At 60.1% G+C, this 24834-nt stretch carries 24 protein-coding genes; 9 read left to right on the top strand and 15 right to left on the bottom strand.

Annotated features, from left to right (window positions below; all coding sequences use genetic code 11):
• Positions 1-48: 48 nt before the first annotated feature.
• The 3 genes from SIAM614_RS00220 to SIAM614_RS00210 all read right to left on the bottom strand — a co-directional run bounded on the left by SIAM614_RS00220 (position 49) and on the right by SIAM614_RS00210 (position 4606).
• A complete protein-coding gene (locus SIAM614_RS00220; protein WP_040438622.1) occupies positions 49-2493 on the bottom strand; it encodes a methyl-accepting chemotaxis protein in 2445 nt (814 codons plus the stop codon).
• A 308-nt stretch (positions 2494-2801) separates the two neighbouring features.
• Positions 2802-2990: a DUF2783 domain-containing protein gene (locus SIAM614_RS00215; protein ID WP_006931098.1), complete on the bottom strand. Its 189-nt coding sequence runs from the start codon at positions 2988-2990 to the stop codon at positions 2802-2804.
• On the bottom strand, positions 2990-4606 hold the full coding sequence (locus tag SIAM614_RS00210; RefSeq protein WP_040438619.1) for an FAD-dependent oxidoreductase: 1617 nt from the start codon (positions 4604-4606) through the stop codon (positions 2990-2992). The genes SIAM614_RS00215 and SIAM614_RS00210 overlap by 1 nt, the downstream gene beginning before the upstream one ends.
• A gap of 125 nt (positions 4607-4731) precedes the next feature.
• On the opposite strand from SIAM614_RS00210, the gene SIAM614_RS31800 reads away from it, so the two are divergent.
• A complete protein-coding gene (locus SIAM614_RS31800; protein ID WP_198137246.1) occupies positions 4732-4962 on the top strand; it encodes a hypothetical protein in 231 nt (76 codons plus the stop codon).
• Here the strand turns inward: SIAM614_RS31800 and SIAM614_RS00205 are convergent.
• The 5 genes from SIAM614_RS00205 to hmgA form a co-directional block, all read right to left on the bottom strand.
• Positions 4959-5492: a DinB family protein gene (locus SIAM614_RS00205; RefSeq protein WP_006931093.1), complete on the bottom strand. Its 534-nt coding sequence runs from the start codon at positions 5490-5492 to the stop codon at positions 4959-4961. The genes SIAM614_RS31800 and SIAM614_RS00205 overlap by 4 nt on opposite strands.
• Positions 5493-5495: 3 nt before the next feature.
• Complete coding sequence (locus SIAM614_RS00200; RefSeq protein WP_006931091.1) at positions 5496-6455, bottom strand: MBL fold metallo-hydrolase; 960 nt, start codon at positions 6453-6455, stop codon at positions 5496-5498.
• Positions 6452-7042 carry a carboxymuconolactone decarboxylase family protein gene (locus SIAM614_RS00195; protein WP_006931089.1) on the bottom strand — a complete coding sequence of 197 codons (591 nt, stop codon included), beginning with the start codon at positions 7040-7042 and terminating at the stop codon, positions 6452-6454. The genes SIAM614_RS00200 and SIAM614_RS00195 overlap by 4 nt, the downstream gene beginning before the upstream one ends.
• Before the next feature lie 251 nt (positions 7043-7293).
• Positions 7294-8310, bottom strand: coding sequence for a fumarylacetoacetate hydrolase family protein (locus tag SIAM614_RS00190; protein WP_006931088.1), 1017 nt, complete (start codon positions 8308-8310; stop codon positions 7294-7296).
• Between the two features lie 215 nt (positions 8311-8525).
• Positions 8526-9896 (bottom strand): homogentisate 1,2-dioxygenase, encoded by a 1371-nt coding sequence (hmgA, locus tag SIAM614_RS00185; RefSeq protein WP_006931087.1) that lies wholly within the window; start codon positions 9894-9896, stop codon positions 8526-8528.
• A 191-nt stretch (positions 9897-10087) separates the two neighbouring features.
• On the opposite strand from hmgA, the gene SIAM614_RS00180 reads away from it, so the two are divergent.
• From SIAM614_RS00180 to SIAM614_RS00170, 3 genes are all read left to right on the top strand, one after another.
• Positions 10088-12121 (top strand): methyl-accepting chemotaxis protein, encoded by a 2034-nt coding sequence (locus tag SIAM614_RS00180; protein WP_006931086.1) that lies wholly within the window; start codon positions 10088-10090, stop codon positions 12119-12121.
• Positions 12122-12292: 171 nt separating this feature from the next.
• A complete protein-coding gene (locus SIAM614_RS30380; RefSeq protein ID WP_006931085.1) occupies positions 12293-12607 on the top strand; it encodes a hypothetical protein in 315 nt (104 codons plus the stop codon).
• Between the two features lie 66 nt (positions 12608-12673).
• Complete coding sequence (locus tag SIAM614_RS00170) at positions 12674-13078, top strand: GFA family protein (RefSeq protein ID WP_006931084.1); 405 nt, start codon at positions 12674-12676, stop codon at positions 13076-13078.
• A 25-nt stretch (positions 13079-13103) separates the two neighbouring features.
• On the opposite strand, the gene SIAM614_RS00165 is transcribed toward SIAM614_RS00170, so the two are convergent.
• The gene (locus tag SIAM614_RS00165) at positions 13104-13469 is read right to left on the bottom strand and encodes a hypothetical protein (protein ID WP_040438615.1); all 366 of its coding nucleotides are present in this window, start codon (positions 13467-13469) and stop codon (positions 13104-13106) included.
• Positions 13470-13549: 80 nt separating this feature from the next.
• Positions 13550-15025, bottom strand: a complete 1476-nt coding sequence (locus tag SIAM614_RS00160; RefSeq protein ID WP_040438835.1) for an ATP-binding protein — start codon at positions 15023-15025, stop codon at positions 13550-13552.
• Positions 15026-15310: 285 nt separating this feature from the next.
• On the opposite strand from SIAM614_RS00160, the gene SIAM614_RS00155 reads away from it, so the two are divergent.
• Both SIAM614_RS00155 and SIAM614_RS00150 read left to right on the top strand, forming a co-directional pair.
• Positions 15311-16141, top strand: coding sequence for a substrate-binding periplasmic protein (locus SIAM614_RS00155; RefSeq protein ID WP_157139600.1), 831 nt, complete (start codon positions 15311-15313; stop codon positions 16139-16141).
• Between the two features lie 158 nt (positions 16142-16299).
• The gene (locus SIAM614_RS00150; RefSeq protein WP_040438834.1) at positions 16300-16956 is read left to right on the top strand and encodes a cupin domain-containing protein; all 657 of its coding nucleotides are present in this window, start codon (positions 16300-16302) and stop codon (positions 16954-16956) included.
• Positions 16957-16970: 14 nt separating this feature from the next.
• Here SIAM614_RS00150 and SIAM614_RS00145 read toward each other — a convergent pair whose 3' ends face one another.
• From SIAM614_RS00145 to SIAM614_RS00135, 3 genes are all read right to left on the bottom strand, one after another.
• Positions 16971-17486, bottom strand: coding sequence for a DUF2867 domain-containing protein (locus SIAM614_RS00145; RefSeq protein WP_006931078.1), 516 nt, complete (start codon positions 17484-17486; stop codon positions 16971-16973).
• A gap of 144 nt (positions 17487-17630) precedes the next feature.
• Positions 17631-18215 carry a nitroreductase family protein gene (locus SIAM614_RS00140; protein WP_157139599.1) on the bottom strand — a complete coding sequence of 195 codons (585 nt, stop codon included), beginning with the start codon at positions 18213-18215 and terminating at the stop codon, positions 17631-17633.
• 108 nt (positions 18216-18323) lie between these two features.
• A complete protein-coding gene (locus tag SIAM614_RS00135; protein ID WP_006931076.1) occupies positions 18324-19244 on the bottom strand; it encodes a DMT family transporter in 921 nt (306 codons plus the stop codon).
• 62 nt (positions 19245-19306) lie between these two features.
• On the opposite strand from SIAM614_RS00135, the gene SIAM614_RS00130 reads away from it, so the two are divergent.
• Positions 19307-20287: a LysR family transcriptional regulator gene (locus SIAM614_RS00130; RefSeq protein ID WP_081455159.1), complete on the top strand. Its 981-nt coding sequence runs from the start codon at positions 19307-19309 to the stop codon at positions 20285-20287.
• A gap of 67 nt (positions 20288-20354) precedes the next feature.
• On the opposite strand, the gene SIAM614_RS00125 is transcribed toward SIAM614_RS00130, so the two are convergent.
• Entirely contained in the window at positions 20355-21866 is a 1512-nt protein-coding gene (locus SIAM614_RS00125; RefSeq protein ID WP_006931074.1) for a malonate--CoA ligase, read from the bottom strand.
• A gap of 240 nt (positions 21867-22106) precedes the next feature.
• On the opposite strand from SIAM614_RS00125, the gene trhA reads away from it, so the two are divergent.
• The gene (trhA, locus tag SIAM614_RS00120; protein WP_040438830.1) at positions 22107-22760 is read left to right on the top strand and encodes a PAQR family membrane homeostasis protein TrhA; all 654 of its coding nucleotides are present in this window, start codon (positions 22107-22109) and stop codon (positions 22758-22760) included.
• 65 nt (positions 22761-22825) lie between these two features.
• On the opposite strand, the gene SIAM614_RS00115 is transcribed toward trhA, so the two are convergent.
• Positions 22826-23563 carry a L,D-transpeptidase gene (locus tag SIAM614_RS00115; RefSeq protein ID WP_006931072.1) on the bottom strand — a complete coding sequence of 246 codons (738 nt, stop codon included), beginning with the start codon at positions 23561-23563 and terminating at the stop codon, positions 22826-22828.
• 148 nt (positions 23564-23711) lie between these two features.
• Here SIAM614_RS00115 and SIAM614_RS00110 point away from each other — a divergent pair, with 148 nt between their 5' ends.
• Complete coding sequence (locus SIAM614_RS00110) at positions 23712-24779, top strand: dipeptidase (RefSeq protein ID WP_040438610.1); 1068 nt, start codon at positions 23712-23714, stop codon at positions 24777-24779.
• Positions 24780-24834 lie beyond the last annotated feature (55 nt).

Below are 24834 nucleotides of genomic sequence, written 5' to 3'. Positions count from 1 at the left end.
GGCGACCATGCCGGCGAGGCGTCCATCTGCTGTCTGGCCCGGTTGAAGTCAGGCTGCTGCGACGCGGTTGAGGAAGGTTTCGATCCCTTCTTTCAGCGCCCGGCTGCGGTTGCTCAGGTCGCCGGAGGCAGCCAGGACATCACCTGATGCTTCCTTGGTCTCGTCGACCGCCCGCGCCAGACTGGACATATTGGTCTGCACCGCTTGGGTGCTCTGCGCTGCCCGCTGAACATTGCCGGAAATCTCGTTTGTGGCCGCCCCCTGCTGGGTGACCGCAGCCGAGATCCCCTGTGTATAGCCGTTGACCTCTTCCATCGTTGAGGAAATTGCCCCGATGGCTTTAACCGCCTCGCTCGTGGAGTTCTGGATAGTCTGGATCTGGGAGGATATTTCTTCCGTCGCCCTGGACGTCTGCGTCGCCAGTTCCTTGACTTCGGCGGCGACAACGGCAAACCCCTTGCCGGCTTCCCCTGCCCGTGCGGCCTCGATGGTGGCATTGAGTGCCAGCAGGTTGGTCTGTTCGGCAATCGCCTGAATCAGGCTGACCACTTCGCCAATCTTCGAGGCAGCTTCTGCCAGTCCCTGCACCTTGCCGTTGGTGTCGTGAACCGCGTTTGTCGCCGATGTAACGATGTCGGACGACCGGCGCACCTGCTCTCCTATTTCGGCAATGGATGCGGACAGTTCCTCAGCCGCGCCGGCCACGTTTTCAACGCTCATGCTGGCGTCTTCACTGACACGGGAGGTGTCGCCGGCCTGTTCCGCACTGCTCTCGGCGATGCCGCCAAGTGCCGATGCCGTATTGGACATTCCCGCCGCCGTTTCATCAAGCGCACTCAGGAGCGACTGTATTTCTCCCCGGAAGCTCTGGATCAGACCCTCGACTTCCTGCTGACGCGCATTCTGGGCCTGGCGATGGGCATCGGCTTCGCTTTCCAGGCGCAGGCGTTCGCGGGCGTTTTCCTGGAACACCTGAACCGTGCGGCTCATGTCGCCGATCTCGTCGCGCTGATCGGTTGAGGGAATGACGGCGTCGATATCCCCTTCAGCAAGACGCCCCATGGCTTCGGTCAGTGCCCGCGTCGGACGGGTGATCACGAGCGAAAGCACAAAGGCGAGCAAACCTCCGGCGGCAACCGCCACCACCAGCGCAATCGCGATCAGCCCGAGCGCGGTGTCTGCCCGTGCATAAGCGCCTGCGGACTGGGCCTCGGTCAGCGCCGTGATGACGCTGCGGACCTTGCCGGATATGGCAACGAGCTCTTCGCGCTTGGCGTCGAACGCATCCTTGGCGGCAACCATGGCCGCGAACTCGGCCTCATAGGTGGCAACCTCTGCCTCAATGGCGGCAATCGCGTCGGCGATTTCCGGGAAAGCGGCACTGTCCGCTTTCAACAGGTTGGCGATATAGCGCAGCGTCTCGATCCGGTTGAGCACTTCATCCGCGCCGATCGTGTCGAAACCGGCGAAATACTCCATGGTCGCAGAGCGGATCTCCAGGGACGCATTCTGGTACTTGTTCACATTCACATTCACCAGGTCGACAATGCCGAGCTGGGAGGTTGCCTTGCCGGCAATCGACTTGGCTTCATCCGTTGCCGCGTAGACGACCTTGCGCAAGGCCGAGGCCTGTTCGTGAAGTTGTTCCAGACCCAAGGCGAGGTTTGAGGCAACTGCGGCCGGTACCGGCGCCGGTTGAGCCCCTTCCCCTTCCGGCTTCTGCAGTTTTCCACCGAGAGCAGTCGCCATATCTGCGAGCGCCTTGAGCCGTTCCGGGTCGACGCCGTCCACCTTCAGCTTACCGGCCTTTGCCGCCGTCTTGGCCAGGCTTTGCGTGCCGTCCAGAATGGCTGCCGCGGTTTCCGAAGACAGCTCGCCACCGGCCTCCGCTTCGGCAATCCTAGCCTCCAGACCGGCCACGAGGTCTTCCATATCCGACAGCATGCGACCGACCTTGTCGGCCCGGTTACGGGTTCCGGATGCCGTCTTGGCGGCGCTGCCGGCGTCCCGCTGGATCTTGCTCATCTTGTCGTTGATCTGGGAAGCAATGGTTGCCAGATTGACGGCGGAGCGCAGCAGCTTGTCGACCTGGGCCTGCCGGTTCTCGACCGCCTGGACAACACCATCAAATTCGCCGCTGAGCTGATCGACCAGCGCAATGGCTTCCGCGGTGGCCGTTTCCCCTTCTCCAGCGCCCGAAACCCCGTCGAGCGTCACAAGCGCCGTTTCCAGTTGATCGATCTGCAGCCTTGCCGCGTCAGCCAGGTCCGCCGTTCGATCCGAGAGGTAGGCTTCCTGCGCCTGAGCAACCTGTTGAAGGTTGGCCATCGCGGTTGTTGCCTTCGCGCTGACGTCCGACTGGGTCCTGAGACCGAGAATTGCGACCGTGCCGACGGCTCCCACCGCGGCCGCCACGAGTATCATGGCGGCGAAGCCGCCACCGACTTTCGCCGACAGGCGCACATTCTTTAAAGGTGTAAGTAACCTGGACATTGTTTCCCCCGCACTTTCCAAGATTGAAAGTATGAGCGGCTAAACAATTGGTGAAGAATCTCAGGTCTGCCTTTCGCTCGTCATCACAAAATAAATCGGGCGGTTTTTAGTCTTTTGCGACAAGGCGATACTGCGTGTTTATTTAAGAATAATTTTTGCCCAAATTAAATCCAATTGCCTCCGATTGCTTCCAAAACAATGAAGCGGAGATGGAATTCTGACAAGGGTGTGAAAGCCCGTCTCTTTCACACCCTTGTCAAAAGTCTCAATACGCAGGGTGTAGGCACCCTCGCGGTACAGGTTTCGGCCTATCGTCTGGCCGCCTCGAGAAGTCTTGAAAGCACTTCGCGGTCGCCAATCTGGTTTGCCATCAGAAGGATCAGCCGGGCATTGAACGCATCGCTTTCGGCCTTGGTGAGACCTTCATGGGAGGTCAGCAGTTCGGCATAAAATCCGTCCGGATTTTCCAGGTTCGGTGTGGTGACAATCTCCGCCATCAGGCTTCTCCGCCTTTCCCTAGTGCAATTGCGAGTGCATTTTCGACCGCAGCGCGGTCATAGCCCGTCCAGCGTGCCGCCACATGCTGGTCCGGCCGGATCAGATAAACTGCCGAAGCGGCATCGCCGAGATACCTGGCTTTGAGCTCCTGACCGGCAGAGGCTGCTGGGATGCTGACACCGGCGATGTCTATGCCGTCTATCCGGAGGGTCTCCGGCACCTCGGTGCCGATCCCCAACAGATGGAAACCGCTGCCGAGCCAATCCAGCAGCCAGCCGTCCGCCAGGGGCGCATCCGTCGCCGGGCTACCCGGCCGCGTGCGCGCAGGCAAGCCTTCCGCATCCGGGCCGTTGAGAGTCGAGCCGTCATAGACACAGGGGACCGACAACCTGCCGGAATTCACCAGCGGCCGGGCAAAGGCATGGTGTTCGGACAGGTCCAGCACGGCATCGCGGAAGATGCGGCTGATTTCGGATTTCGGCGTGATGAAATCGGTTGAACGCGAGCTTTGCAGAATGTTCTCGTCGGCCGCCATTTCCCGTTCGAAGGCATAACTGTCCAGAAGGCTCTCCGGTGCCTTGCCGTCCAGGACAAGCTTCAGTTTCCAGCCGAGATTATCGGCGTCCTGGAAACCGGAGTTGGCGCCGCGTGCGCCGAAGGGCGAGACCTGATGCGCGCTGTCACCTGCGAAGATCACCCGGCCGTGGCGGAACTTTTCCATACGCCGGCACTGGAAGGTATAGATCGACACCCATTCCAGATCGAACTCAACGTCCTGGCCGAGCATCTGCTTGAGCCGGGGTATGACGTTCTCGGGTTTCTTTTCTTCTTCCTTGTCGATGTCCCAGCCAAGCTGAAGATCGATACGCCAGACCCCGTCCGGCTGCTTGTGCAGAAGAGCCGACTGGTCCTTGTTGAAAGGCGGATCGAACCAGAACCAGCGTTCGGTCGGGAAATCCGCCTTCATGATGACGTCGGCAATCAGGAAGTTGTCTTCGAACACCCGGCCGACGAAATCGAGATCGAGCATCCGGCGCGAGGGAGAGCCGGCACCATCGCAGGCAATCAGCCAGTCCGCTTCCAGATTGTAAGCGCCATCGGCCGTTTCCACGGTCACCAGCGTGTGGTCATCCCGCTGATTGAGATTTACGACGCGGCTGCCACCACGGATTTCCACCGGTTTGCCTTCCACCTGCAGCGCGCGGATGCGCTCGACCAGGTTGAGCTCGCAATAATATTGCTGCAGGTTGATGAAGGCTGGACGCTTGTGGCCCTGTTCCGGCAGCAGGTTGAAATCGTAAACCTGCCGGTCACCGAAAAACACCTTGCCGACGTTCCAGACAACGCCCTTGTCGACCATTTCGTCGCCGCAGCCCAGCCGGTCGAAGATTTCCAGAGACCGCTTGGAAAAGCAGATTGCCCGCGAGCCGACACTGACCTTGTCGTTGTCGTCCAGAATGACGACAGGCACATCGGCCTGAGCCAGATCGATGGCTGTGGCAAGGCCCACCGGCCCGGCACCGATGATGACCACCGGGTGGCGAACGGGTGCCGCGGCGTCCTGATCCTTGGACCGCTTATAGGGATAAAGCGGCGCTTCAAACAATTTGGTCACAGGCGTTTCTCCCAATTGCCAAGGCCTCCCGGCATCCTGAGCCAGCCTGCCTTTGCACGTTTCGCGGAACCCTGAGCGGGATTGCGCGTTTTCGTTACACAGTCCCCCAAAAAAGGAGGTGTGACATGCCAGTCCTGACACGTCAGAATATGTTGACATCCGGTCGACGCTGGACATTCCGGGTGATAGCCGGACTGATGTCCGCGGTCGCCCTTGCGCTTCTCATCGCCGCTCCTGCCACTGTCCTTGCCGACAACTGGAGCATGATCGGCATCGCCATCGTGGTGAGCGAGATCATCGTTCTTGCAGGTGGGCTTACCTGGCTCGCCCTTTTGATTCTTGCGCCGAAGCGCTAATCGGTCTCCCGGAAACGTTGCGCGGCCGGATGTCGGTCGAACTTCAAGAAGAACTCGTCGAGCTGAGGCGGCGCAACGCTTGTTCCTGACAGCATGGCATGGACCTGGCCCCGGTGATGGATCTGGTGCTGGAAGAGATGCAGCAGCGTGTTGGCGACACTTTCCTGAAAGACGCCGCTCTTGCCCCGGTCCTGCGCAATGTCGCGTTCAAGATCGGCTTCCGAGATCCGGTCGCAAAATTCTATCAGGTCCCGATCTGCACTCTGCTGCGCCTCTTTCAGGCTGGCGGCCGAAGGCAGATGCGGTGTGTCGAACACTGACAGACCCTGCCCCTCCTCCTTCAAGGCATCAAGGTAGTAGCGGTCCACTTCCCAATTGTGATTGAGCGTTTCCCGGATCGACGGAAAGAACCCTGTTCTTTCCGCCTCGAACTCCGCCTGGGACAGCCTGCAACAAGCGTCATAAAGGCGCTCGTTCGCGTAGGCATTGTTGCGGGCCATCAGGCGCAGGTGATCCAGAACAGCGCTCATGGGTCAGCCCTGCAGGTCTGCCCACATCTGGGCGTCGCGTTCCGCGGTCCAGATGCGCGGGGTGTCGATATCCAGGGCTTCGTCGTAAGCGCGGGCAACGTTGAACGGCAGGCAATGCTCGTAGATCGCGTAGTCCTTGAACTTCGGATCGCAGGTCGCACGGCAGGCGTCCCAGGCTTCCTTCAACGAGCCGCCTCCCTTTGCCACGCGGGCGACCGGCTCGTAGGTCGAGCGGACAAAGTCAGCGGTGGCATCCAGCGCCGCATTGACCATGTCCTTGCCGACCAGCGCATCGCCCCGACCCGGCGCAATGGCGTCGAGATCGAACGAGCGGATGCGCTCCAGTGTCGTCGGCCAGTCGTTGAAATGGCCGTCGCCGCAATAGCAGGCCGAGTGATATTCGACGATATCGCCGGTGAACATGACGTTCTCGTCCGGCACATGAATGACGATGTCACCAGCGGTGTGAGCACGTCCCTGGAAGCTGAGGTCCACCCGGCGCTTGCCGAGATAAACGGTCATGCGGTCGTTGAAGGTGGTGGTCGGCCAGGTCAGCGGCGGAATGTCATTGACGTTGTCATAACCCAAGAACAGGCGCGGAAAGCGCATGAATTCGGATTCCCGGTCTTGCGCACCGCGTTCCACGACCATGGACCGGGCCTTCTGGCTCATGATCACGGTCGGTGCCTTGTAGGCGGCAGCCCCCAGCACGCGCACGGCGTGATAGTGGGTCAGCACAAGATGGCTGATCGGTTTATCCGTGACGGAACGAACTTTCTCGATCACCTTGTTGGCGAGTTCGGGGGTCGCCTGTGCCTCGACGATCATGACACTGTCGTCGCCGATGATGACGCCGGTGTTCGGATCACCTTCTGCGGTAAAGGCCCACAGGTCCTTGCCGATCTCGGTGAAGGAGATCTTCTTCTCGGTCATGTCTCCAGCGGATGCGAATTGCTTGCTCATTTCGAAGCTCCGTGTTTGCCTTCATCCCATGCGGGCATCGCCTTTTTGGCGACAGCGGCCGGATGGGCTTCCATTGTGGTTGCCATGGTGTCGTTCCACCGGTTGAGGTAGCCGAAGAGTGCGATCGAGGCGACGATCTCCACAATTTCGGCGTCGTTGAAATGGGCCTTGAGCGCCGCGAAATGGGCTTCGGTCACGTCGTTCGGAACGCCGGCCGCTTCGCGGGCCAGCACCAGCGCCGCCTTTTCGGCTTCGGTGAACAGCGGCGAGGTCTCACATTCCCAGACAGCCGCGATCTTTTCGTCCGGCACATCGTAGACGTGACTGAGATTGGCCATGTGCCCCTGGCAATAGCGGCAGCCTGTCGCCATGGACGTCATCAGCGCCACCATCATCTTCAGGTCTTCCGGCACCGTGCCTTCGTAAAGAACCGCCTGGTTCAACTCCATGAAGGCCTTGGCGATATTCGGCCGGCGCGCCATGGTCAGGATCGAGTTCGGCAGAAAGCCGCGAATTGCATCGTAGCGCGCGAATTTTTCCTCGAACTGAGGCAGATCCTTGCGGTCCAGCGGTGCAATGTGAGGCATGGCCCTCTCCCTAACTGTGTTTTCCTGCCACCAGAACGAATGCCCGGTTAGCCTGTGAACTCTCATTCAGTAAAGCCCCCTCGCCTGGCCCTCCCCACGAGGGGAGCGGGACGGGACCGATTTCCCATCGCCAACGTCCATCCAGACATGCCTTCAAGAAACCGGCGCCGACACCAGCAAGAGGCAATGACTGATCCCCCTCCCCCTTGTGGGGAGGGGTTAGGGCTGGAGGTCAATCACCGTTTGGCTTGTTACGGCCCTTCGTATCTCTCCACCGTCTGTTCGATGGCGCCGAAGATCGAATGGCCTTCGGTATCGAGCATTTCGATGCGGACCGTATCGCCGAATTTCAGGAAGGGTGTCTTGGCTTCGCCCGTGTTGATCGTTTCGATCATGCGGATTTCGGCAACGCAGGAATAACCGACACCGCCTTCCGCGACCGGCTTGCCCGGACCACCGTCCAGCTTGTTGGAGACCGTGCCGGATCCGATGATCGTTCCGGCACCGAGCGGCCGGGTCTTGGCCGCATGGGCGATGAGCTGGCCGAAATCGAAGGTCATGTCGATGCCCGCGTTTGCGCGGCCGAACGGCTGGCCATTGAGGTCGACGTGAAGCGGCAGGTGAAGCTTGCCACCCTTCCAGGCATCGCCAAGCGCGTCCGGAGTGACAGCTACCGGCGAGAAAGCCGAAGACGGCTTGGACTGGAAGAAGCCGAAGCCCTTGCCAAGCTCGGCAGGGATCAGACCGCGCAGGGAAACATCGTTGACCAGCAGCACCAGAAGGATGTGATCGCGTGCAGCTTCAGCGCTGATGCCGATCGGCACATCGCCGGTGACGACGGCGATCTCGCCTTCCATATCGATGCCCCAGGCCTCGTCACGCATGGAGATCGGGTCGCGTGGCGCCAGGAATGTATCCGAGCCCCCCTGATACATCAGCGGATCCGTCCAGAAGCTTTCCGGCATCTTCGCACCGCGGGCCTTGCGCACCAGTTCGACGTGGTTGACGTAGGCTGAGCCATCGGCCCACTGATAGGCACGCGGAAGCGGCGACAGGGCCTCATGCTCGTGAAAGCGAAGCGTCGGCACGGCTTCGTGAGACAGGCTTTCAGCCAAAAGCTTCAGCTTCGGCTCCACATGCTCCCAATCGTCAAGCGCGGCCTGCAAAGTCGGCGCGATGTGGCTTGCGTCGGTGCAGAAGGTCAGGCGGTCGTTGACCACCACCAGCTTGCCGTCGCGGCTGCCATCCTTGAGCGTTGCCAGTTTCATCGGGTTTTGTGCTCCTAATGCTCGCCAGGTTCGTCCTGCCTGGCGATGGTTTCTCCCGGGAAGCCTCCTGGGGCTTCCAGCCGTTATTCTTGTGCGGGCTCCGGCAGAGGTGCCGGAACACGATCGTAATGCGCAACCGCTGCCTGAGGCGCAGGTCACCATACCGGCAAGGTTTGATCTACGGTTTGCGACCGGTCAAATGCCGAATGGTCTGCCTACTTGTTCCAGGTGCCTTCGGGCGTGCCATCGAATTTTTTGCCCAGCGAGTCCCAGCAGTCAATGTAATCGTCCTGCAGCGGGGCTTCCTTGGCGGCGAACTCCGTCAGGTGCTGCGGGAAGCGGGTCTCGAACATGAAGGACATCGTGTTGTCGAGCTTTTCCGGCTTCAGATCGGCATTGGACGCGCCTTCAAACGCATTGTTGTCCGGTCCATGCGGCAGCATCATGTTGTGCAGGCTCATGCCGCCAGGAATGAAGCCCTGCGGCTTGGCATCGTACTGGCCGTAGATGTTGCCCATCAGCTCCGACATGATGTTCTTGTGATACCAGGGCGGGCGGAAGGTGTTTTCCATCACCATCCAGCGTTCGCGGAAAAGCACGAAGTCGATGTTGGCGGTACCCGGCACGCCGGACGGCGCGGTCAGCACCGTAAAGATCGACGGATCAGGATGGTCGAACAGGATTGACCCGATCGGGCAATAGTTCCTGAGATCATATTTGCAGGGCGCGTAGTTGCCGTGCCAGGCGACAACGTCGAGCGGCGAATGGTCGATCCTGGTTTCGTGGAACTGTCCGCACCATTTCACGGTTACCGTAGACGGAGCGTCGCGGTCCTCGTAGTGCGCTACAGGCGTCTTGAAATCGCGGCGGTTGGCCATGCAGTTGGCCCCGATCGGTCCCCTGCCCGGCAATTCGAATTTCTGGCCATAGTTCTCGCAGACAAAACCGCGCGCCGGACCTTCCACCAGTTCGACCCGGTAGACAAGGCCACGCGGAAGGATGGCGATCTCCTTCGGCTCCAGTTCGATCACACCCAGCTCCGTGCAGAAGCGCAAGATACCTTCCTGAGGCACCACCAGCAGCTCGCTGTCGGCGGAGTAGAAATATTCGTCTTCCATCGACTTGGTGATCAGGTAGACGTGGCTGGCCATCCCGACCTGGGTGTTGACGTCGCCGGCGGTCGTCATGGTGCGCATGCCGGTCAGCCAGTTGAGGTCTTCGCCGGAATGCGGCACCGGATCCCAGCGGTACTGGCCGAGCGAAACGACGTCATTGCAGACATTCGGCGCAGACTTCCAATACGGCAGGTCGATCTTCCGGAACCGGCTCGTATGCTTGACCGAAGGGCGGATTCGGTAACACCAGGTGCGTTCGTTCTGGTGGCTCGGGGCGGTAAAGGCAGTGCCTGAAAGCTGCTCGCCGTAAAGTCCGTAAGCACATTTCTGCGGGCTGTTCATACCCTGCGGAAGCGAGCCAGGCAGTGCCTCGGTTTCAAAATCATTGCCGAAGCCCGGCATATATTCCAGACCCGCCGAGTTACGGCCGTTTCCGGCAAGATTTTGACTGCTCTCGGTTCTCTGATCCATGAGGTCCTCCCGGTTCGGAGATGAATTTAGTTGCATATGTAACCATTCTGATCTCACGGATCAAGCGGCATGTCGATACTTTTGCGACCAGAGCTGTTTTTCCGGCACGAAACCGCGAAAAATCCAGAGACGTAATGTTTGCTTTACGTGCTTTTCGTAGAGTTCCGACAGTCAAACCGTTGGAGCTCTCCATGTCACTCAGAAATCGGATCTTTTTCGCCTCAAGCGGCGTGTTCCTGGTTGGATTCCTGGCACTTATTCTTGCTGTCACCTTCATGACCCAGGCCACCTCGCAAAAGTCCGGAGAGGATCTCATCCGGAAAACGGCCGAAGCACTTGCGCTTGATGCCGGCAAGACCATGGCGCAGGCGCAACTGGCGGCCCGCGCGGCGTCCGATGCGCTGGAAGGATTGCAGCAGGCCGGTATCAGCGACCGCAATGCCTTTGCAGCCGTGATGCAGCAGCAGATCAGCCAGAACAAGCATTTCGTCGGCGGCGGCGCGATCCTGGAGCCGGACATGGCCGGCAAGGATGCGGACAATGCGGGCACCAACTTCTCCGACGACAAGGGCCGCTTTATTCCCTATTTCTTCAATGACGGTGCGAAAGTCGCCTGGGAACCATTGATGTTCGGCGGCGACAGCGGCTCTGAAGACTGGTACGACAAGCCGAAAAACCTCGGCCATGACACCGTCACCGAACCCTATATTTATCCGGTCAACGGTGTCGACGTTCTGATGGCGACGGCCTCCTCGCCGATCAAGGATGCTTCCGGACGCGGCATCGGTGGCGCCACCATCGACGTGTCGCTGGAAGGCCTGCAGAAGGCAGTAAGTGCCGGGCAGACTTACAAAAGCGGTTACGTCGGCCTTCTCAGCGAGGCGGGCGTCTGGGTGTCTCATCCGGACGCAGCTCTTCTGGGCAAAAAGGCTGATGCGGCGATGGTCAGCAAGATCCAGTCGGTCAAGAATGAAGCCGTGTTCACGACCGAAAACGGCGTTGCGGAAGCTATCAAGGGTTTCGAACTGGATGGGACCAGCCAGCACTGGTTCATCGTCGTTGCCGTTGACGAGAGTGAGCTTCTGGCGAGCGCCAATTCCACCATGCAGATCAGCCTCCTGCTTGCCCTTGGCCTGCTGGTTGGCGGCACCTTCCTGATGTGGATGCTTGGCTCCACCATTGCCGGGCCCGTCCAGATGCTGACCGCCCGCATGCGCAAGCTCACCGAAGGGGATGTCGATACGCCGGTCGCCTATCTCGACCGCAAGGACGAAATCGGCCAGATGGCCGGTGCGCTGGAAATCTTCGTTGAGAACGAGACCGAGCGCCGGTCACTGCAGAGCGACACCGAGCAGGCCCAGCAAAGCCAGCTTCAGCGTCAGAAGACGATCGAAACCCTGATCGAGGCCTTCGAGAGCGACGTTCATGCCGTGCTCAACCAGGTCAGCGACAACAGCAAGCGCATGGAACAGACCGCCGCGTCTCTCGATGCCATTGCCCGGGACACTTCCTCGAAGGTTTCCTCGGTCGCTGGATCTTCCGATGTCGCCCAGAGCAGCGTGCAGACGGTGGCATCCGCTGCCGAAGAGCTGTCGGCCTCGATCTCCGAAATCGGCCGCCAGATCGACCAGACCAAGGAAGTCGTCACCAGCGCCACCCGCGCCGCCAACGACTCCAACGACAAGGTCGGCAGTCTCGACATCGCTGCGCAGAAGATCGGTGAAGTGGTCAGCCTTATCCAGGCGATTGCCGAGCAGACCAACCTGCTGGCCCTCAATGCCACGATCGAGGCCGCCCGTGCCGGGGAAGCCGGCAAGGGGTTTGCCGTTGTTGCTGCCGAGGTGAAGGAACTTGCCACCCAGACCGCAAAGGCGACGGAGGAAATCTCCGCGCAGGTCACCGGCATCCAGTCCTCCACGCGCAATGCCGTCGGCTCGATCCAGGAAATCGCCAGCACCATGGAAGAGGTCAATCAGTTCACGGCAGCGATTGCCGCCGCGATCTCGCAGCAGGGCGATGCCACCAACGAGATCAGCCACAATGTCCAGCAGGCTGCGAGCTGCACCAGCGACATGAGCAATAGCGTTGGCGACGTGATGCAGGCCGCCGAAGAGACCAGCAGTTCGGCAGCCGATGTCCTGTCGGTCTCCCAGTCGGTTTCCGAACATGCCGAGGGCCTGCAGGCAACCATTTCCGATTTCCTGAGCCGGGTTCGCGCTGCATAGAGCAGCCCCCTCCTCTCAAGAACCGGGCCCGCACAAACCTTTGTGCGGGCTCTTTTTTTGTCTGGCCAGTTCGAAATTTTGTCGCCTGAAACGGCTGTTTTTCGATTCCGCGCTTGAACGAAAAAGCAAGCTGACGTAAAAAGAACAAAATAGGAACACTGGAGAAGATCGATGCGGCTCGCCGACACTGCTGTTGCGCATTCCTGCGCTGTTTCCTCCGCTTCTGCGTCGGCATCGGGCGCGGAACAGCTCACGTCCGTCACACGCGGTGAGGTCCGCACCATGATGCTGTATCTTCGCAAGGCGCGCGAGCGGGCCATCGCGATCCGCGACAGGTCTCCCGGCGGCAGTTATCTGGAAAGCGTGCTTACACGCACGATCGACGGCATTTCGCTGGAGCTGTCGCAGCTCGACTATCTTCTGACATCCCAGCCCGTTGATCCGTCGCGCAACTCTTCCACAAGACGGATGCGCCCTGCAATCTGACCGGGTAGCCTTTGAAGGTGCAAGTTGTTATGTAGCGGCAGTTCCCACCTTCCAGGATGCTGTCAAATGTCGGTTCACAAAGGACGTTGCCTGTGCGGCAGCGCCACTTTCACCATTGAAGGCGACTTCGAGGCCTTCTTTCTGTGCCACTGCGGATATTGCCGGAAAGACACCGGATCTGCACATGCCGCCAATCTGTTTTCCTCAACGGCCAGCCTTGCCTGGACATCCGGTGAGGACAAGGTCAGGTCCTTCACGCTGGCAGGCACCCGCCACGCAAAGGCCTTCTGCACCGAGTGTGGATCAGCCCTTCCCAATCTCCAGATGGACGGCAAGCTTCTGGTGGTGCCGGCAGGGTGTCTGGACACGCCCGTCTCCCTGAAACCGGCAGGTCATATCTTTACCGCCAGCCGTGCCGACTGGGATGATAGCCTGGAAACTGTGCCGGAATTCGAAGCATTGCCTTCCTGAAAATCGGAGCGCCGGATCGGCGACCCTATTCCCGTCGCAAGGCGCCGAAGAACCCGAGGACCGTCTTGAGTTTTCCGGTTTCTTCGTCGATCCAGACGATATCGAGGCCTTCGGGCAGCACCGTTCCGTCCGCCTTGACCATCTGCCAGGCAAACCGTGCGGCTCCGTGATGGGTGTCGATGCCACTGGTCCGAAGGATCTTCGCGCCCGCACTCCTGGCCAGAACACCCGAAATGTGGTCGACGAGCGCTGCAATTCCCGTCACATCGGTTTCAGGATCCGTGTATCTGACGCTGTCTGTCACGGATCTGCCAAGCAAATCCTGCCGGTAGGACGGGTCCCGTTCAGACCAGGCCGCGCAATAGATGTCGATGGTGTCTTCCAGCGTCATTCCCGCCTCCGGTGCAGTCTTCAAAAGAAGCATGCGCGAAAGTTCGCGAAGGCGCCAGTCAGCGCAAAGGAACGGGAACGTCAGGCAGCGGCTTCGTCACCCGGCGCCGTCTGCCAACCGAGGTCGGTCAGCGTCACGATGCGGTTGCCGCGCAGATCCGTGGCACACACGAGAAATCCGCGCTCCTCCATGTGGCTCAACAACCAGCGCGCCCTGCCCGGGGACCGTGTGCCATAGGCGGTGGCAATTTCGATGTTGCCGGGACATGGCGCTTTGGCTATCGCCGCCTTTGCCAGGAGCAGATAGACGCCCCGCATGTCTTCCGGCAGCTCTGAGGCGATCAGTTCCGCCTGGGCCCAGGCTCCATCGTCCATTTCGCCCTTTTCGACACCTGCGCGGGCAACAGAAAGTTTTTCACGGAACGTCTGCAGGTCCGGTGCGCCACCGGCGAGTTTGGAAATGCGGCAGCGGACCTGAAAGTCCTGATAGAGCGTTGCGATGGGCTGGAATGCGGCTTCTTCATCTTCCAGGATACCAGCGATGATTTCAGCGATTTTCTGTTCGCGCTCGCCAAAGTCGAGCAGGCTTTCGGCCTGCGGCACGTCGTCGGCGCTGGCCCGCTCCGCACTGCTCAACTGGTCGAGCACGTCGCCAGTGGAAACCACAGGCTCGGCAAAACGCTGGCGGATTGGCTGAACCTCGTCGGCGCCCGGCGTAAAGATCAGGTCCTTCGCGTCTTCCTTGGGCTGCTCCGGCAACGGCAGCAGTTTGTGAGTTCCGCCCCGCCCCATGGTCTCCACCGGACCGATCTTGACCGGAACCGGACGGCGCGACATGGCCGGCCCGAGAGCGATGAAATGCCCTCTGTCGAGGTTTCTGAAACTTTCGGCCTGACGCCGCTCCATGCCCAGAAGGTCAGCCGCACGGGCCATGTCGATATCCAGAAAGGTCCGCCCCATCAGGAAGTTCGACGCTTCCGCGGCAACGTTCTTGGCCAGCTTGGCCAGACGCTGGGTGGCAATGATGCCGGCCAGTCCGCGCTTGCGGCCACGGCACATCAGGTTGGTCATGGCCCCAAGTGACCGGCGCCGGGCTTCCTCGGTCACCTCACCGGCAGCGGCGGGTGCAAAAAGCTGGGCTTCATCGACGATGACCAGCATCGGATACCAGAGATCGCGGTCGGCATCGAAGAGGCCGTCGAGAAAGGTTGCTGCGGCCTTCATCTGCCGGTCCGCATCCAGGCCTTCCAGGTTGAGCACCACCGAAACGCGGTGCTGGCGCACCCGGGCGGCAATCATCTGGAGGTCCTTTTCGGTCCCGACGGCATCGACCACGACATGGCCGAATTTATCTGCCAGTGACACGAAGTCGCCTTCAGGATCGATAATGGCCTGCTGAACCCAGGTCGCGGACTGCTCGAGAAGCCGGCGCAACAGATGCGATTTTCCCGAGCCGGAATTGCCCTGCACCAGAAGGCGCGTTGCCAGCAGTTCTTCCAGATCAAGCCCGGCGCGCGCGCCGCCTGTCATTTCACCGATATCGATTTGTACCGTCATGCGACCACTTTTCTTGCAGCCTCGGCAGCGCTGCGGCTTCTCCGTTCCCTGAATTTCGTGCAGTGCGGTAGTCAGCACGATTCCGTGCCACTTGCAAAGCCGGCCTGCCGGGAAAGCCGGGTTTTCCCAGAATTCCACCGAATAGCGACCTCCACGTACCACAGGCCTGACGGGAGACACAGACGTCAGGTCCGGAAGCGCACAAACTTATTTCGGCCTAGCCCGACGCCACGCGAGTTTCTGTGGTAAGGTGAGGGGAACGGGAGCTTTTTCAGGGAAATTGCTGTGACAGTCAAGGGATTGGCAGGCTCTTCGTGCCGGCAGATTTTTAAACAGATCAAAACGCTGCTTTCCAGCGCCGTTTTTCTGATCCTTTCTCTTGCCGCAGGTTCTGCAACAACCGACACCGTGAAGATCGCCGTTGGCGAATGGCCCCCCTATTTTTCCGAGAATGCCGAAGGATACGGCACCTACGCACAGGTGGTCACAAGAGCCTTCGAACTTGAGGGCGTTACGGTGGAATATGGCTTTTTTCCCTGGAGGCGAGCCTTGCTGCAAACCCAGTCCGGGCTCTGGCACGCCTCAGCGGGCTGGGGCAAGACCAGGGACCGGGAACCGTTCTTCCATTTCTGCGACGCCGTTCTGGTCGAACGAGAACATTTCTTCTACGCAACGGACCGGCCGGTTGAGGCACAAAGCTTGCAGGATCTTTCCGGGTTGAGCCTCGGCGTCATCGATGGAGCCGCTCTTGGGGAAGAACTGAAGGAACTGGTTTCCTCCGGGCAGATCACCGTTTTCCATCAAAGCACATTGGAAGACCTCTTCAAGATGCTCGACGTAGGGAGGATCGATGTCGTCATGGGGAATGAAAAGGTAGCTGCAGATGCCTTGGCCTCCGCTTTTGTCGATCAGGAAACAAAGCGTTTCAAGGCACTGGAAAACGTAACCGTGCTCTGGGACTATCGTGTGATTGTCTCGAAAAAAATCGAAAACGGTGAGGATCTCTGTGCCCGGTTCAATCGTGGTTTGAGAAAGCTTCACGATACCGGTGAGTACGACCGTCTTTTGTGGCCCGACACAAAGGAAGACGGCCAGTCACACGCCAGCCCGTCCTGACCTCAGGATAACACGCTGACCTCGGCTGTGCGGAAAGCCGATTTTCCGGCTCCGCGCGCAGGCTCCAGGGTTTCACAACGAGTTCACAGCTCTCCCCTTCCAAATGGGGATATCCTGCCCCATGTGAGAATAATAATGATCATATTGGGATGGACCGGATGAAAATTCATGCAGACCTGACGCAGCCTGCAATTGTCGACAGCGCCACGCTCGACTGGGTGCCCTCCCCCATGGCGGGTGTCGAACGGCGGATGCTGGAGCGCGATGGTGCGGAAGTCGCACGGGCCACGAGCCTCGTCAGATACGCCCCCGGCTCCGCCTTTTCCGCCCATGAGCATGACATGGGGGAAGAATTTCTGGTCCTTGACGGTGTGTTTTCGGATGAAAGCGGAGATTTTCCAAAAGGCATGTATGTCCGCAATCCTCCAGGCTCCAGCCACGTCCCCTCAAGTGAGCCAGGTGCCGTCATTCTGGTGAAGTTGCGCCAGATGCAGCCTGACGACGATGCCTATGTCCGGGTAAACACGCTCGACCCAGGCGGCTGGCAGGCCGGCAGGCCAGGCGAAAGCATCCTGCCGCTGTTCGTCCGGCCGGATGAGGAAGTGGTGATGCTGGACTGGGAAAAAGGCGCCCGGCTAGCCCCGCAAACCTTTCCCGGCGGGGCGGAGTATTTTGTGGTCGAAGGCAGCTTCGAGGACGAGACCGGCCGGCACGATCAGGGCACATGGATACGCCTGCCCGCAGGAACGCGGCAAGAAATCACCACGACACAGGGGGCCCGCGTCTGGCGCAAGACAGGGCACCTCGCACTCTGACTGGCCTCGGCCAGTTATGCCGTTCCCCTGGCGAGCATGGTTTTGACGATCATCTTGTGAAACGGCAGGATCAAAGCAAGATAGGCATGGCCGGCAAGGTTGTGCCGCTTGCAGCAGGTTGACGCAAAGATCCGCCCCCCGCTCTGCCTTTGCCGGTATAATGAAAACCGGAAGTCCTGGTGCCAGTCGTTTTCGCCCAGGATGATCTCATTTTCCGAGACCGAATAGATCTTGAAGAAACCGACCCGGTCGCCGACACCTTTACCGGCGGCCGCTGCGGCGGTTTGCTCCTGGGCCAGGGCCTGCGTGGTTTTCATGCCAATCAGGCCTGCCAGCTTGTCGCGGAACTTCATCAAAGCCGTGATCCAACCGATGTCCGCTGTCAGAATGCGCTCGGCAAGAACGCGCATATCGGCAGTAAGAAGGTCCTCCCGGCCGGGGATGGGGATTGAATAGGTGTCGAGAAAGTCATCGGACGCGCGATAGGCATTCAGGAGACTATCTTCGGGCAGTTTATCTCTTATGGCCATGCGCGCCCTCTCTTCAAAAGGTGTGACACGCACACCCTATACCGGCAGGGACCGGGAGACGCCTTGCAGATTGACGCAGCAAAAAAGGCAGCGGAACCATTCCGCTGCCTTTCGAGATGAACTGGTCTGCAGCAGGTGCGGGTGTCAGACCCAGGCACCTTCAAAGGCGATTTCCTCAAGCGGTTTGCGGCTGCTCGGCGCTTCACGTTCGCGCAGGCTTTCCGGCAGGTCGGAAACCTCTCCCCTGCGGCCGATCGCGATGGCAATCTGCGGCTGATAGCGCTCCGGAACACCGAGTTTCTCGTGTATCTCGTCTTTCAGGATACCGGCCATTCCATGGGCATGGTAGCCGAGCGCGGTTGCCTGCAGGGCGGCATGTGCCCATGCGGCCCCGGCATCGAAAGCGTGGGTGCCGTTGGCACGGCCGGGTTTGCCGTCCTTGCCATCCACTTCAGTGTCGGAAAACAGATAAACCAGTGCGGAGGCGTGTTGTGCCCAGTCCCGATTGAACGGGTTGAGCAGATCGACCAGAGCCTGCCAGTTTGCATCGCCTCTGCGGGCATAGACGAAACGCCAGGGCTGGATGTTGAAGGCGGACGGCGACCAGCGCGCTGCTTCAAGAATGGTTTTCAGATCCGCTTCCTCGATCGTCGACCGGTCGAAGGCACGCGGTGACCAGCGGTCGACGAACAGGTTCTCAATCGGATGAGCGGGTGTACGGGCAGTCATGAACATTATCTCCAGTCTGGGATCTGAGCCGAAAGGGCCTCTATCCGTCAGGTTGATCCGGAGATAGGCAATTTTTATCTTGATATCAAGATATATTTCTTCAAGATTTTAAGGTGACGGCGCGACGGGGCGGTTTATCCTGGCCGCTGCCCCGATTGAAGGCGCAATCAGAATCGCCGACAACACCAGCGCTGCCGAAAACATTTCCCGCACACCGATCGCTTCACCAAAGACCAGCCAACCGACCAGAAACATGGCCGGCAGTTCGAAACTGCCCGCTGCCGCAGTGCGCACCGGACCGACCTTCTGGCAGGCCACAGTGTAAAGGATCTGCGGAATGAGCGCCGTTCCAAGTCCCATGGCGAAGACAAGGCCCCATTGACCGGCCGTTGACGGCAGAACGGACCCGTGGCCCTCGTGAAGTGCAAGCGGCAACAATCCGGCGACAGACCCGAACAGACCGCAAGCCGTGCGCTCCAGCGAATTCAATTCACCAGCCAACCCGCTGAGGACAACAATCAGAAAGCCGAACGCGATGGGGGCCGGAATGGCCCACAACAGGGCTTTCAGCGCTTCTGGGGACAACAACGACGGATCGAGCAACAATCCGGCCGCCAGAACCACAAGCCCTGCGGAGGCAAACGAGCGCCAGGTCAGCGCCTGTCTCAGCAGCACCCAGGCAAAGAGCGCCGCGAAAACCGGATAGGACATATAGACGACACCAGCGGCGGCGACAGGCGCGACACGGATTGCTTCCAAATGACCGATCAGGCTGAGCCCCAGCACAAGGCCGGCCCCCATCAGCAAAAGGGCTCCGCCTCGTTTGCGCTTCTCGAATGGCAGAAAGGGGATCAGGAACAAGACGGAAAAGCCATAGCGATAGAACGCGATCGTGGCCGGGCCTGCCCCCGTGTCCTGAAGCCCCCGTACGAAGATCGGCACAAGGCCGAAGCAGGCTGCGGACGCTGCAATGACAAGCGTAGCGCCAGTGGTGCCTAGGCCGATTTTTGAAGAGGTGGTGTTGCTCATGAATTGTCGATAGCGCCCATCGACAAATAAACAAAATTCCTAGTTTTCATTCAGTTCATGAAATGCTTTCATACCCTATGATCCCGCGCCTTGCCCTCCATCACCTGACCCTTCTTTCCGCTCTTGGCGAAACCGGCAGCATGACGGCGTCCGCCACACGTCTCGGCGTCACCCAGTCGGCTGCATCGCACAGGTTGCGCGAGGCTGAGCGGCGGCTGGGTGTGGTTCTGGCGCGGCGGGCGGAACACCGGATCGAACTGACACCCGAAGGCGAACGCCTGCGCCATCTCGGCGAGACCTTTCTGGGAGAACTGTTCCGCCTGGAGCAGGATCTCGAAGCCTCGGCGCGCGATGCCAAGACTCTTGTGCGTCTCGGCCAGGCCACCTACAGCCGCTATCACTGGTTTCCCGCGTTCCTGAAATATCTGGATCAGGCCGACCCCAAACTGTCGGTCGACCTGTCGTCGCGTGCGACGGCGCACCCGCTGGCCTCGCTCATCGAAGGGTCCGTAGACGTTTCACTGGTCTTCGGCCGTGAACCGGCGCTTGCGTCGCTGCGCGCGGTCAAGCTTGGCACCGATCCGATTGTCGCGGTGCTGGCGCGCAACCACCCGCTGGCGGCCGAGCCGGTCGTCAACAGCGAGAACATGGGGGATGAACGTTTCTTCGTTTATCCGCTGACGGCTGAACCCGGCTTCGACTGGACAACCCTTCTCGGTACGCCAACCCAGCCCTTCCGGCGGCTGACCCCGATGCCGACACCGGAAGCGGTGATCGATCTGGTGCGCGCCAAGTTCGGCGTGGCCATTTTCAGCAAGTGGGCCATCGAACCGGAGCTTGCAGATGGAACGCTGGTTTCCCGTCCGATTGCCGAAGGGGGCATTTCACTGGACTGGTGGTGCGTTCGTCGTGCTTCCGACCCGCCGGACAGTCCGGCGGCCCGTCTCTCCTCGGCGCTGACCGCCTGGAGCCACCAGACCGATAGAGCCTTGTCGACGCTGGCCTTCGGCGGCACCGGCCCCGGAGCTGACCCGGAAGAGTGAAACAAAGGGAGACAGGGCCGAGCGCCTTGCCCACAAGGCCGTGCCCCCACCCGACATGGATCCGGCCTCAGCCGAAGTCGCCGCTGAACTGTTCCCGCAACACGTTCTTCTGGATCTTGCCCATGGTGTTCCGCGGCAAGGCTTCCAGAACGTGGACCTTCTTGGGCTGCTTGAACTTTGCGAGACGGTCGTTCAGGGAGGCCTGAACAGCGTCCTGTTGCAGCTTCGCGCCAGGTTTCGGGGCGAGCACGGCAACCACGGCTTCCCCGAAATCGGGATGCGGCACGCCAATGACCGCGCTTTCGGCCACGCCGGGCAGTTCGTCCAGCAGGGCTTCGACCTCCGCCGGATAGACGTTGAAACCGCCGCTGATGATCAGATCCTTGGACCGGCCGACGATGGAGACATATCCATCCTCGTCGATCCGCCCCATGTCGCCAGTGATGAAATAGCCGTCCGCCCGAAACTCCTGCGCTGTCTTTTCCGGCATTCGCCAATAGCCCGCGAAAACATTGGGTCCCTTGATTTCGATGATGCCCACCTCCCCGTCAGGCAGCACACGGCCGGTTCTGGCATCAACCACACGCAACCCGACGCCGGGCAATGGGAAGCCGACCGTCCCCGGCCTGCGGTCGCCATCATAGGGGTTGGAGGTGTTCATGTTGGTTTCGGTCATGCCGTAGCGTTCGAGGATCGCGTGTCCCGTTCGCTCGTAAAACTCCTTGTGCACTTCCGCCGACAGCGGAGCCGAACCGGAAATGAACAGGCGCATGTGAGCGGATGCCTCGCGGGTGAACCGGTCGGACGCAAGAAGGCGCGTGTAGAACGTCGGAACACCCATCATGGAGGTCGCCCTTGGCAGGGCTGAAAGCACCTGATCCAGATCGAACTTCGGAAGGAACAGCATCGACCCGCCTGCCATCATCAGGCAGTTGGTGGCAACGAAAAGTCCGTGCGTGTGGAAAATCGGCAGGGCGTGCAACAGCACGTCGTCTTCCGTGAACCGCCAGTATTTTACCATGGTCTGCGAATTCGACGCCAGATTTTCGTGCGTGAGCATCGCCCCCTTGGAGCGCCCGGTGGTGCCGGATGTGTAGAGAATGGCGGCCAGATCATCGTCTTCGCGCGAACGGTTTTCGTAGTCTTTCGGCATCCCGTCCGCGAGGTCTGCTAGGCTGCCCTCCCCGTTCTGGTCGAGCGTATGCAGTCTTGCTCCTGCCTTTTGCGCCGTTCCGGCCAGCACATCTGCTTTTGCCGGGTCGCACACAAAGACCGACGGTTCCGCGTCACCGACAAAATACCCGATTTCAGCAGGCGTATAGGCGGTGTTCAGCGGCAGGAACACGCCGCCGGCCCGGATCGTCCCCAGATAGAGCATCAGGGCTTCCGATGTCTTTTCCACCTGAACAGCAACACGGTCTCCCGGCTTGACCCCGAGTTTCTGCAACGCACCGGCATATTGTGCGGAACGGGCCAGCATGTCCGCGTAGGTCACCTGCCCGCCGTCGACCGTTTCGAGAAAAACCTTGGACCGGTCCGGTATGTAGGCGGTCAGGGCGTCAAACAGATGGTTCATCATCGCAGTGTTCCGAAATGGCGGACAAACAGGAGTGAGGTATTTGATACCAAAGGTGCCCAAATTTAAAGCAAGTCTGCGAAATTTGGGCAAGTCCGGGGAAATGCGGCAATCGACATCATGCTTTCACAAATTTTTTGATGCATGCTTTCGGGCGCAAATCTGCTTCGTCAAATTATCAGCACCTTCAACTGCGATGACCTGGACAACAAAGCCGCACTGCAAACCACAGAGAGGAACTTGATGCCGACGACGAGACCACAGACATTTGCCGAATTCGTTGCCGACGGCGCTGTTCATGTCATCGGCATCGGCCTTGGCCTGACGGCAACCGTTGTTCTGGCAGTCGCGCTCTGGAACGCAGGCGATCCGGCACGGCAGGTCACTGTTATGATTTACGCCGCCTGTCTGATGGCGATGCTTATCTGCTCAGCGCTCTACAACATGCTGGCGAAGGATCAGAAGACCGGCATTTTGAGGCGCCTCGACCATGCGGCAATTTTCCTCATGATTGCGGGCACCTACACGCCCCTGGCGGCGATGATAATTGGCGGCTGGACCGGCGGCGTGCTGCTGGCGGTGGTGTGGACCGGCGCGCTTGCGGGCGCCATCGTCAAGCTGGCCCATCTGACCGGTCTTGATCGCCTCACCGTTCCCATCTACCTCGCGCTCGGCTGGGTGGTCGTTTTTGCCATCAATCCGCTGATCGAAAAAGCGTCGGCGTTCGGGTTCTACATGATCCTGGCCGGCGGGCTTCTCTACACGATCGGAACGGCGTTTTACGCCTGGAAGCGGCTGCCGTTCCAGAATGCGATCTGGCACGCCTTCGTGCTGGCCGCAGCCGTCTGTCATTTCTCCGCTGTCTTTCACGACGTCGCTCTGGCCGGGGCGGCCTGACGCCCGGCACCAAAAAAAGGCGGCTCCGACCGGAACCGCCTTTTCCATTCAAGATGCGACAGCGCTTAGGCGTCTGCGTTGGGATCCTTGCTGAGCACGATCACCTTCGTCTGAAGCGGCACCCGGCTGAAGAGGTCGATGACGTCCTGCTGCCACATGCGGATACAGCCTGAAGACACGCTTTTGCCGATGGAGTTCGGCTGGTTGGTTCCGTGAATACGGTACAGAGTGTCCGTGGAGCCTTGCCACAAATCCATTGCGCGCGCGCCCAGCGGGTTCTTCAGTCCGGGCGGATAGCCCTTTTCCCAATAGCGCTCCAGCGACGGCTTGCGTGCGATCATTTCCCGTGGAGGGCGCCAGATCGGGTGCGGGCGCTTGACGCGGATCTTTGCTTCGCCCGACCAGGCGAAACCGGCCTTGCCCACACCGATGCCGTAGCGCAGCGCCTTGCCGTTGCCGAGCGTCCAGTAAAGGAAGTTGTTGTAGGGGTCGACAATGATCGTTCCCGGCCGTTCGCGGGTCTTGTATTCCACGATCTGCCGCCAGTATTTCTGGTCGAAATTCTTGTAGTTGATGGCCGGCCAGGTGAAATCGCCATCTGGCAACGCCGCATAGGCTGCCGCATAATCGAACTGCTCATCCGGCAGGTCTGCCTGGTCCGGCAGACCGACCAGCCCGGCGGACTGACACCCTGCAATGCCGGTTGCCGTCAACAGCAACCCGGCAGCAAGAAAGCCGCGCCGGTTGATCGCGCCGGTTTCTGGCGCGCGGTCAACGTTGAGCGGCGAATTGGAACGCTTCATGAGACCTCCACAAAATCTGGCTCCTTCTTGAGACAGGTTTTCAACAGTTGCAAGTCACATTCGCCGAACTGCCTTACATTCTTCAGATGAATCCTTAGATTATTCCCTGCCGACCTTCTTCGGCCCACCCCACACCCAAGGTCCTTCCGTGCAGACAAACGTTTCAAAGTCGCCGTTTCCCGTGTTCGATGGCCACAACGACACGCTTCTGAAACTCGAAATCGAGGCCGTGAAAGGCACCGAGCGCAGCTTTTTCGACCGGTCGACCACCGGCCATCTCGACATGGTTCGCGCGCAGGAGGCCGGATTTGCCGGCGGGCTTTTCGCGATGTTCGTACCGTCCAACCCGGAACAGGACTTCACCCGGCCCTTCAACCCCAAGGACCCAGCCAACTATCAGCCCGTGCCGCAAAAGAGCGCGTATGATTTCACCAGGCGGATGCTGGAACGGGCAGAGCAGATCGAAGCGCAGTCTGAAGGCAATGTCGTCATCTGCCGCACGCCGGACGAGAACCGGACCGCGGTCGAATCCGGTCAGATTGCCATCAGCCTCCATATCGAAGGTGCTGAAGCCATCGATACCAACCTCTATGCACTGGAAGAGCTGTATGGCCGGGGCCTGCGTTCGCTCGGCCTTGTGTGGAGCCGCGAGAACGACTTCGGGTACGGCGTGCCGATGGCGCACCCGGCCTCGCCCGATATCGGACCCGGCCTGACCGGAGCAGGTCGCGACCTGGTGCGCGCCTGCAACCAGCTCGGCGTCCTGCTCGATGTGTCGCACCTCAATGAAAAGGGCTTCTGGGACCTTGCGCGCATCACCGACCGGCCGATCGTGGCCAGCCACTCCAATGTCCATGCGATCTGTGAAAGCAGCCGCAACCTGACGGACAAGCAGCTTGACGCCATCAAGGAAAGCGGAGGCCTCGTCGGCATCAACTTCCACGTCGCCTTCCTGCGCAAGGACGGCGGTCATTCACGCGATACGCCGCTCTCGGTCCTTGCCGATCATGCAGCCTATCTGGTGGACCGTCTCGGCGAGGACAGCGTCGCGCTCGGCTCGGATTTCGACGGCTGCGTGCTGCCACGCGATATCGGCGACGTCACTGGCCTGTCGCGCTTGATGGAAGAGTTTGACGCCCGCGGCTTCAACTCGCAGCTTCTGGAAAAGGTTGCCTGGAAAAACTGGATTTCGGCTCTGGAAAAAGCCTCAGCCTGAGCTGTTCCGCCTGCGCTCGATCCTTCGTCCCTGTGGTCCTCGCAAACTTGTTACC

The organism is Roseibium aggregatum IAM 12614 (genome assembly GCF_000168975.1).
Taxonomy (GTDB): Bacteria; Pseudomonadota; Alphaproteobacteria; order Rhizobiales; family Stappiaceae; genus Roseibium; species Roseibium aggregatum.
Note: the sequence above shows the minus strand (reverse complement) of the source record. Positions and strands in the feature narration are given on the sequence as shown.

Coding starts and splice junctions, on each gene's coding strand:
- hmgA (WP_006931087.1), bottom strand. CDS start 9,896: ATGGATCAGAGAACCGAGAGCAGTCAAAATCTTGCCGGAAACGGCCGT.
- SIAM614_RS30380 (WP_006931085.1), top strand. CDS start 12,293: ATGCGGCTCGCCGACACTGCTGTTGCGCATTCCTGCGCTGTTTCCTCC.
- SIAM614_RS00200 (WP_006931091.1), bottom strand. CDS start 6,455: ATGAGCAAGCAATTCGCATCCGCTGGAGACATGACCGAGAAGAAGATC.
- SIAM614_RS00195 (WP_006931089.1), bottom strand. CDS start 7,042: ATGCCTCACATTGCACCGCTGGACCGCAAGGATCTGCCTCAGTTCGAG.
- SIAM614_RS00165 (WP_040438615.1), bottom strand. CDS start 13,469: ATGACGCTGGAAGACACCATCGACATCTATTGCGCGGCCTGGTCTGAA.
- SIAM614_RS31800 (WP_198137246.1), top strand. CDS start 4,732: ATGCCAGTCCTGACACGTCAGAATATGTTGACATCCGGTCGACGCTGG.
- trhA (WP_040438830.1), top strand. CDS start 22,107: ATGCCGACGACGAGACCACAGACATTTGCCGAATTCGTTGCCGACGGC.
- SIAM614_RS00145 (WP_006931078.1), bottom strand. CDS start 17,486: ATGGCCATAAGAGATAAACTGCCCGAAGATAGTCTCCTGAATGCCTAT.
- SIAM614_RS00135 (WP_006931076.1), bottom strand. CDS start 19,244: ATGAGCAACACCACCTCTTCAAAAATCGGCCTAGGCACCACTGGCGCT.
- SIAM614_RS00205 (WP_006931093.1), bottom strand. CDS start 5,492: ATGAGCGCTGTTCTGGATCACCTGCGCCTGATGGCCCGCAACAATGCC.
- SIAM614_RS00170 (WP_006931084.1), top strand. CDS start 12,674: ATGTCGGTTCACAAAGGACGTTGCCTGTGCGGCAGCGCCACTTTCACC.
- SIAM614_RS00215 (WP_006931098.1), bottom strand. CDS start 2,990: ATGGCGGAGATTGTCACCACACCGAACCTGGAAAATCCGGACGGATTT.
- SIAM614_RS00220 (WP_040438622.1), bottom strand. CDS start 2,493: ATGTCCAGGTTACTTACACCTTTAAAGAATGTGCGCCTGTCGGCGAAA.
- SIAM614_RS00180 (WP_006931086.1), top strand. CDS start 10,088: ATGTCACTCAGAAATCGGATCTTTTTCGCCTCAAGCGGCGTGTTCCTG.
- SIAM614_RS00190 (WP_006931088.1), bottom strand. CDS start 8,310: ATGAAACTGGCAACGCTCAAGGATGGCAGCCGCGACGGCAAGCTGGTG.
- SIAM614_RS00125 (WP_006931074.1), bottom strand. CDS start 21,866: ATGATGAACCATCTGTTTGACGCCCTGACCGCCTACATACCGGACCGG.
- SIAM614_RS00130 (WP_081455159.1), top strand. CDS start 19,307: ATGCTTTCATACCCTATGATCCCGCGCCTTGCCCTCCATCACCTGACC.
- SIAM614_RS00150 (WP_040438834.1), top strand. CDS start 16,300: ATGAAAATTCATGCAGACCTGACGCAGCCTGCAATTGTCGACAGCGCC.
- SIAM614_RS00160 (WP_040438835.1), bottom strand. CDS start 15,025: ATGACGGTACAAATCGATATCGGTGAAATGACAGGCGGCGCGCGCGCC.
- SIAM614_RS00140 (WP_157139599.1), bottom strand. CDS start 18,215: ATGACTGCCCGTACACCCGCTCATCCGATTGAGAACCTGTTCGTCGAC.
- SIAM614_RS00115 (WP_006931072.1), bottom strand. CDS start 23,563: ATGAAGCGTTCCAATTCGCCGCTCAACGTTGACCGCGCGCCAGAAACC.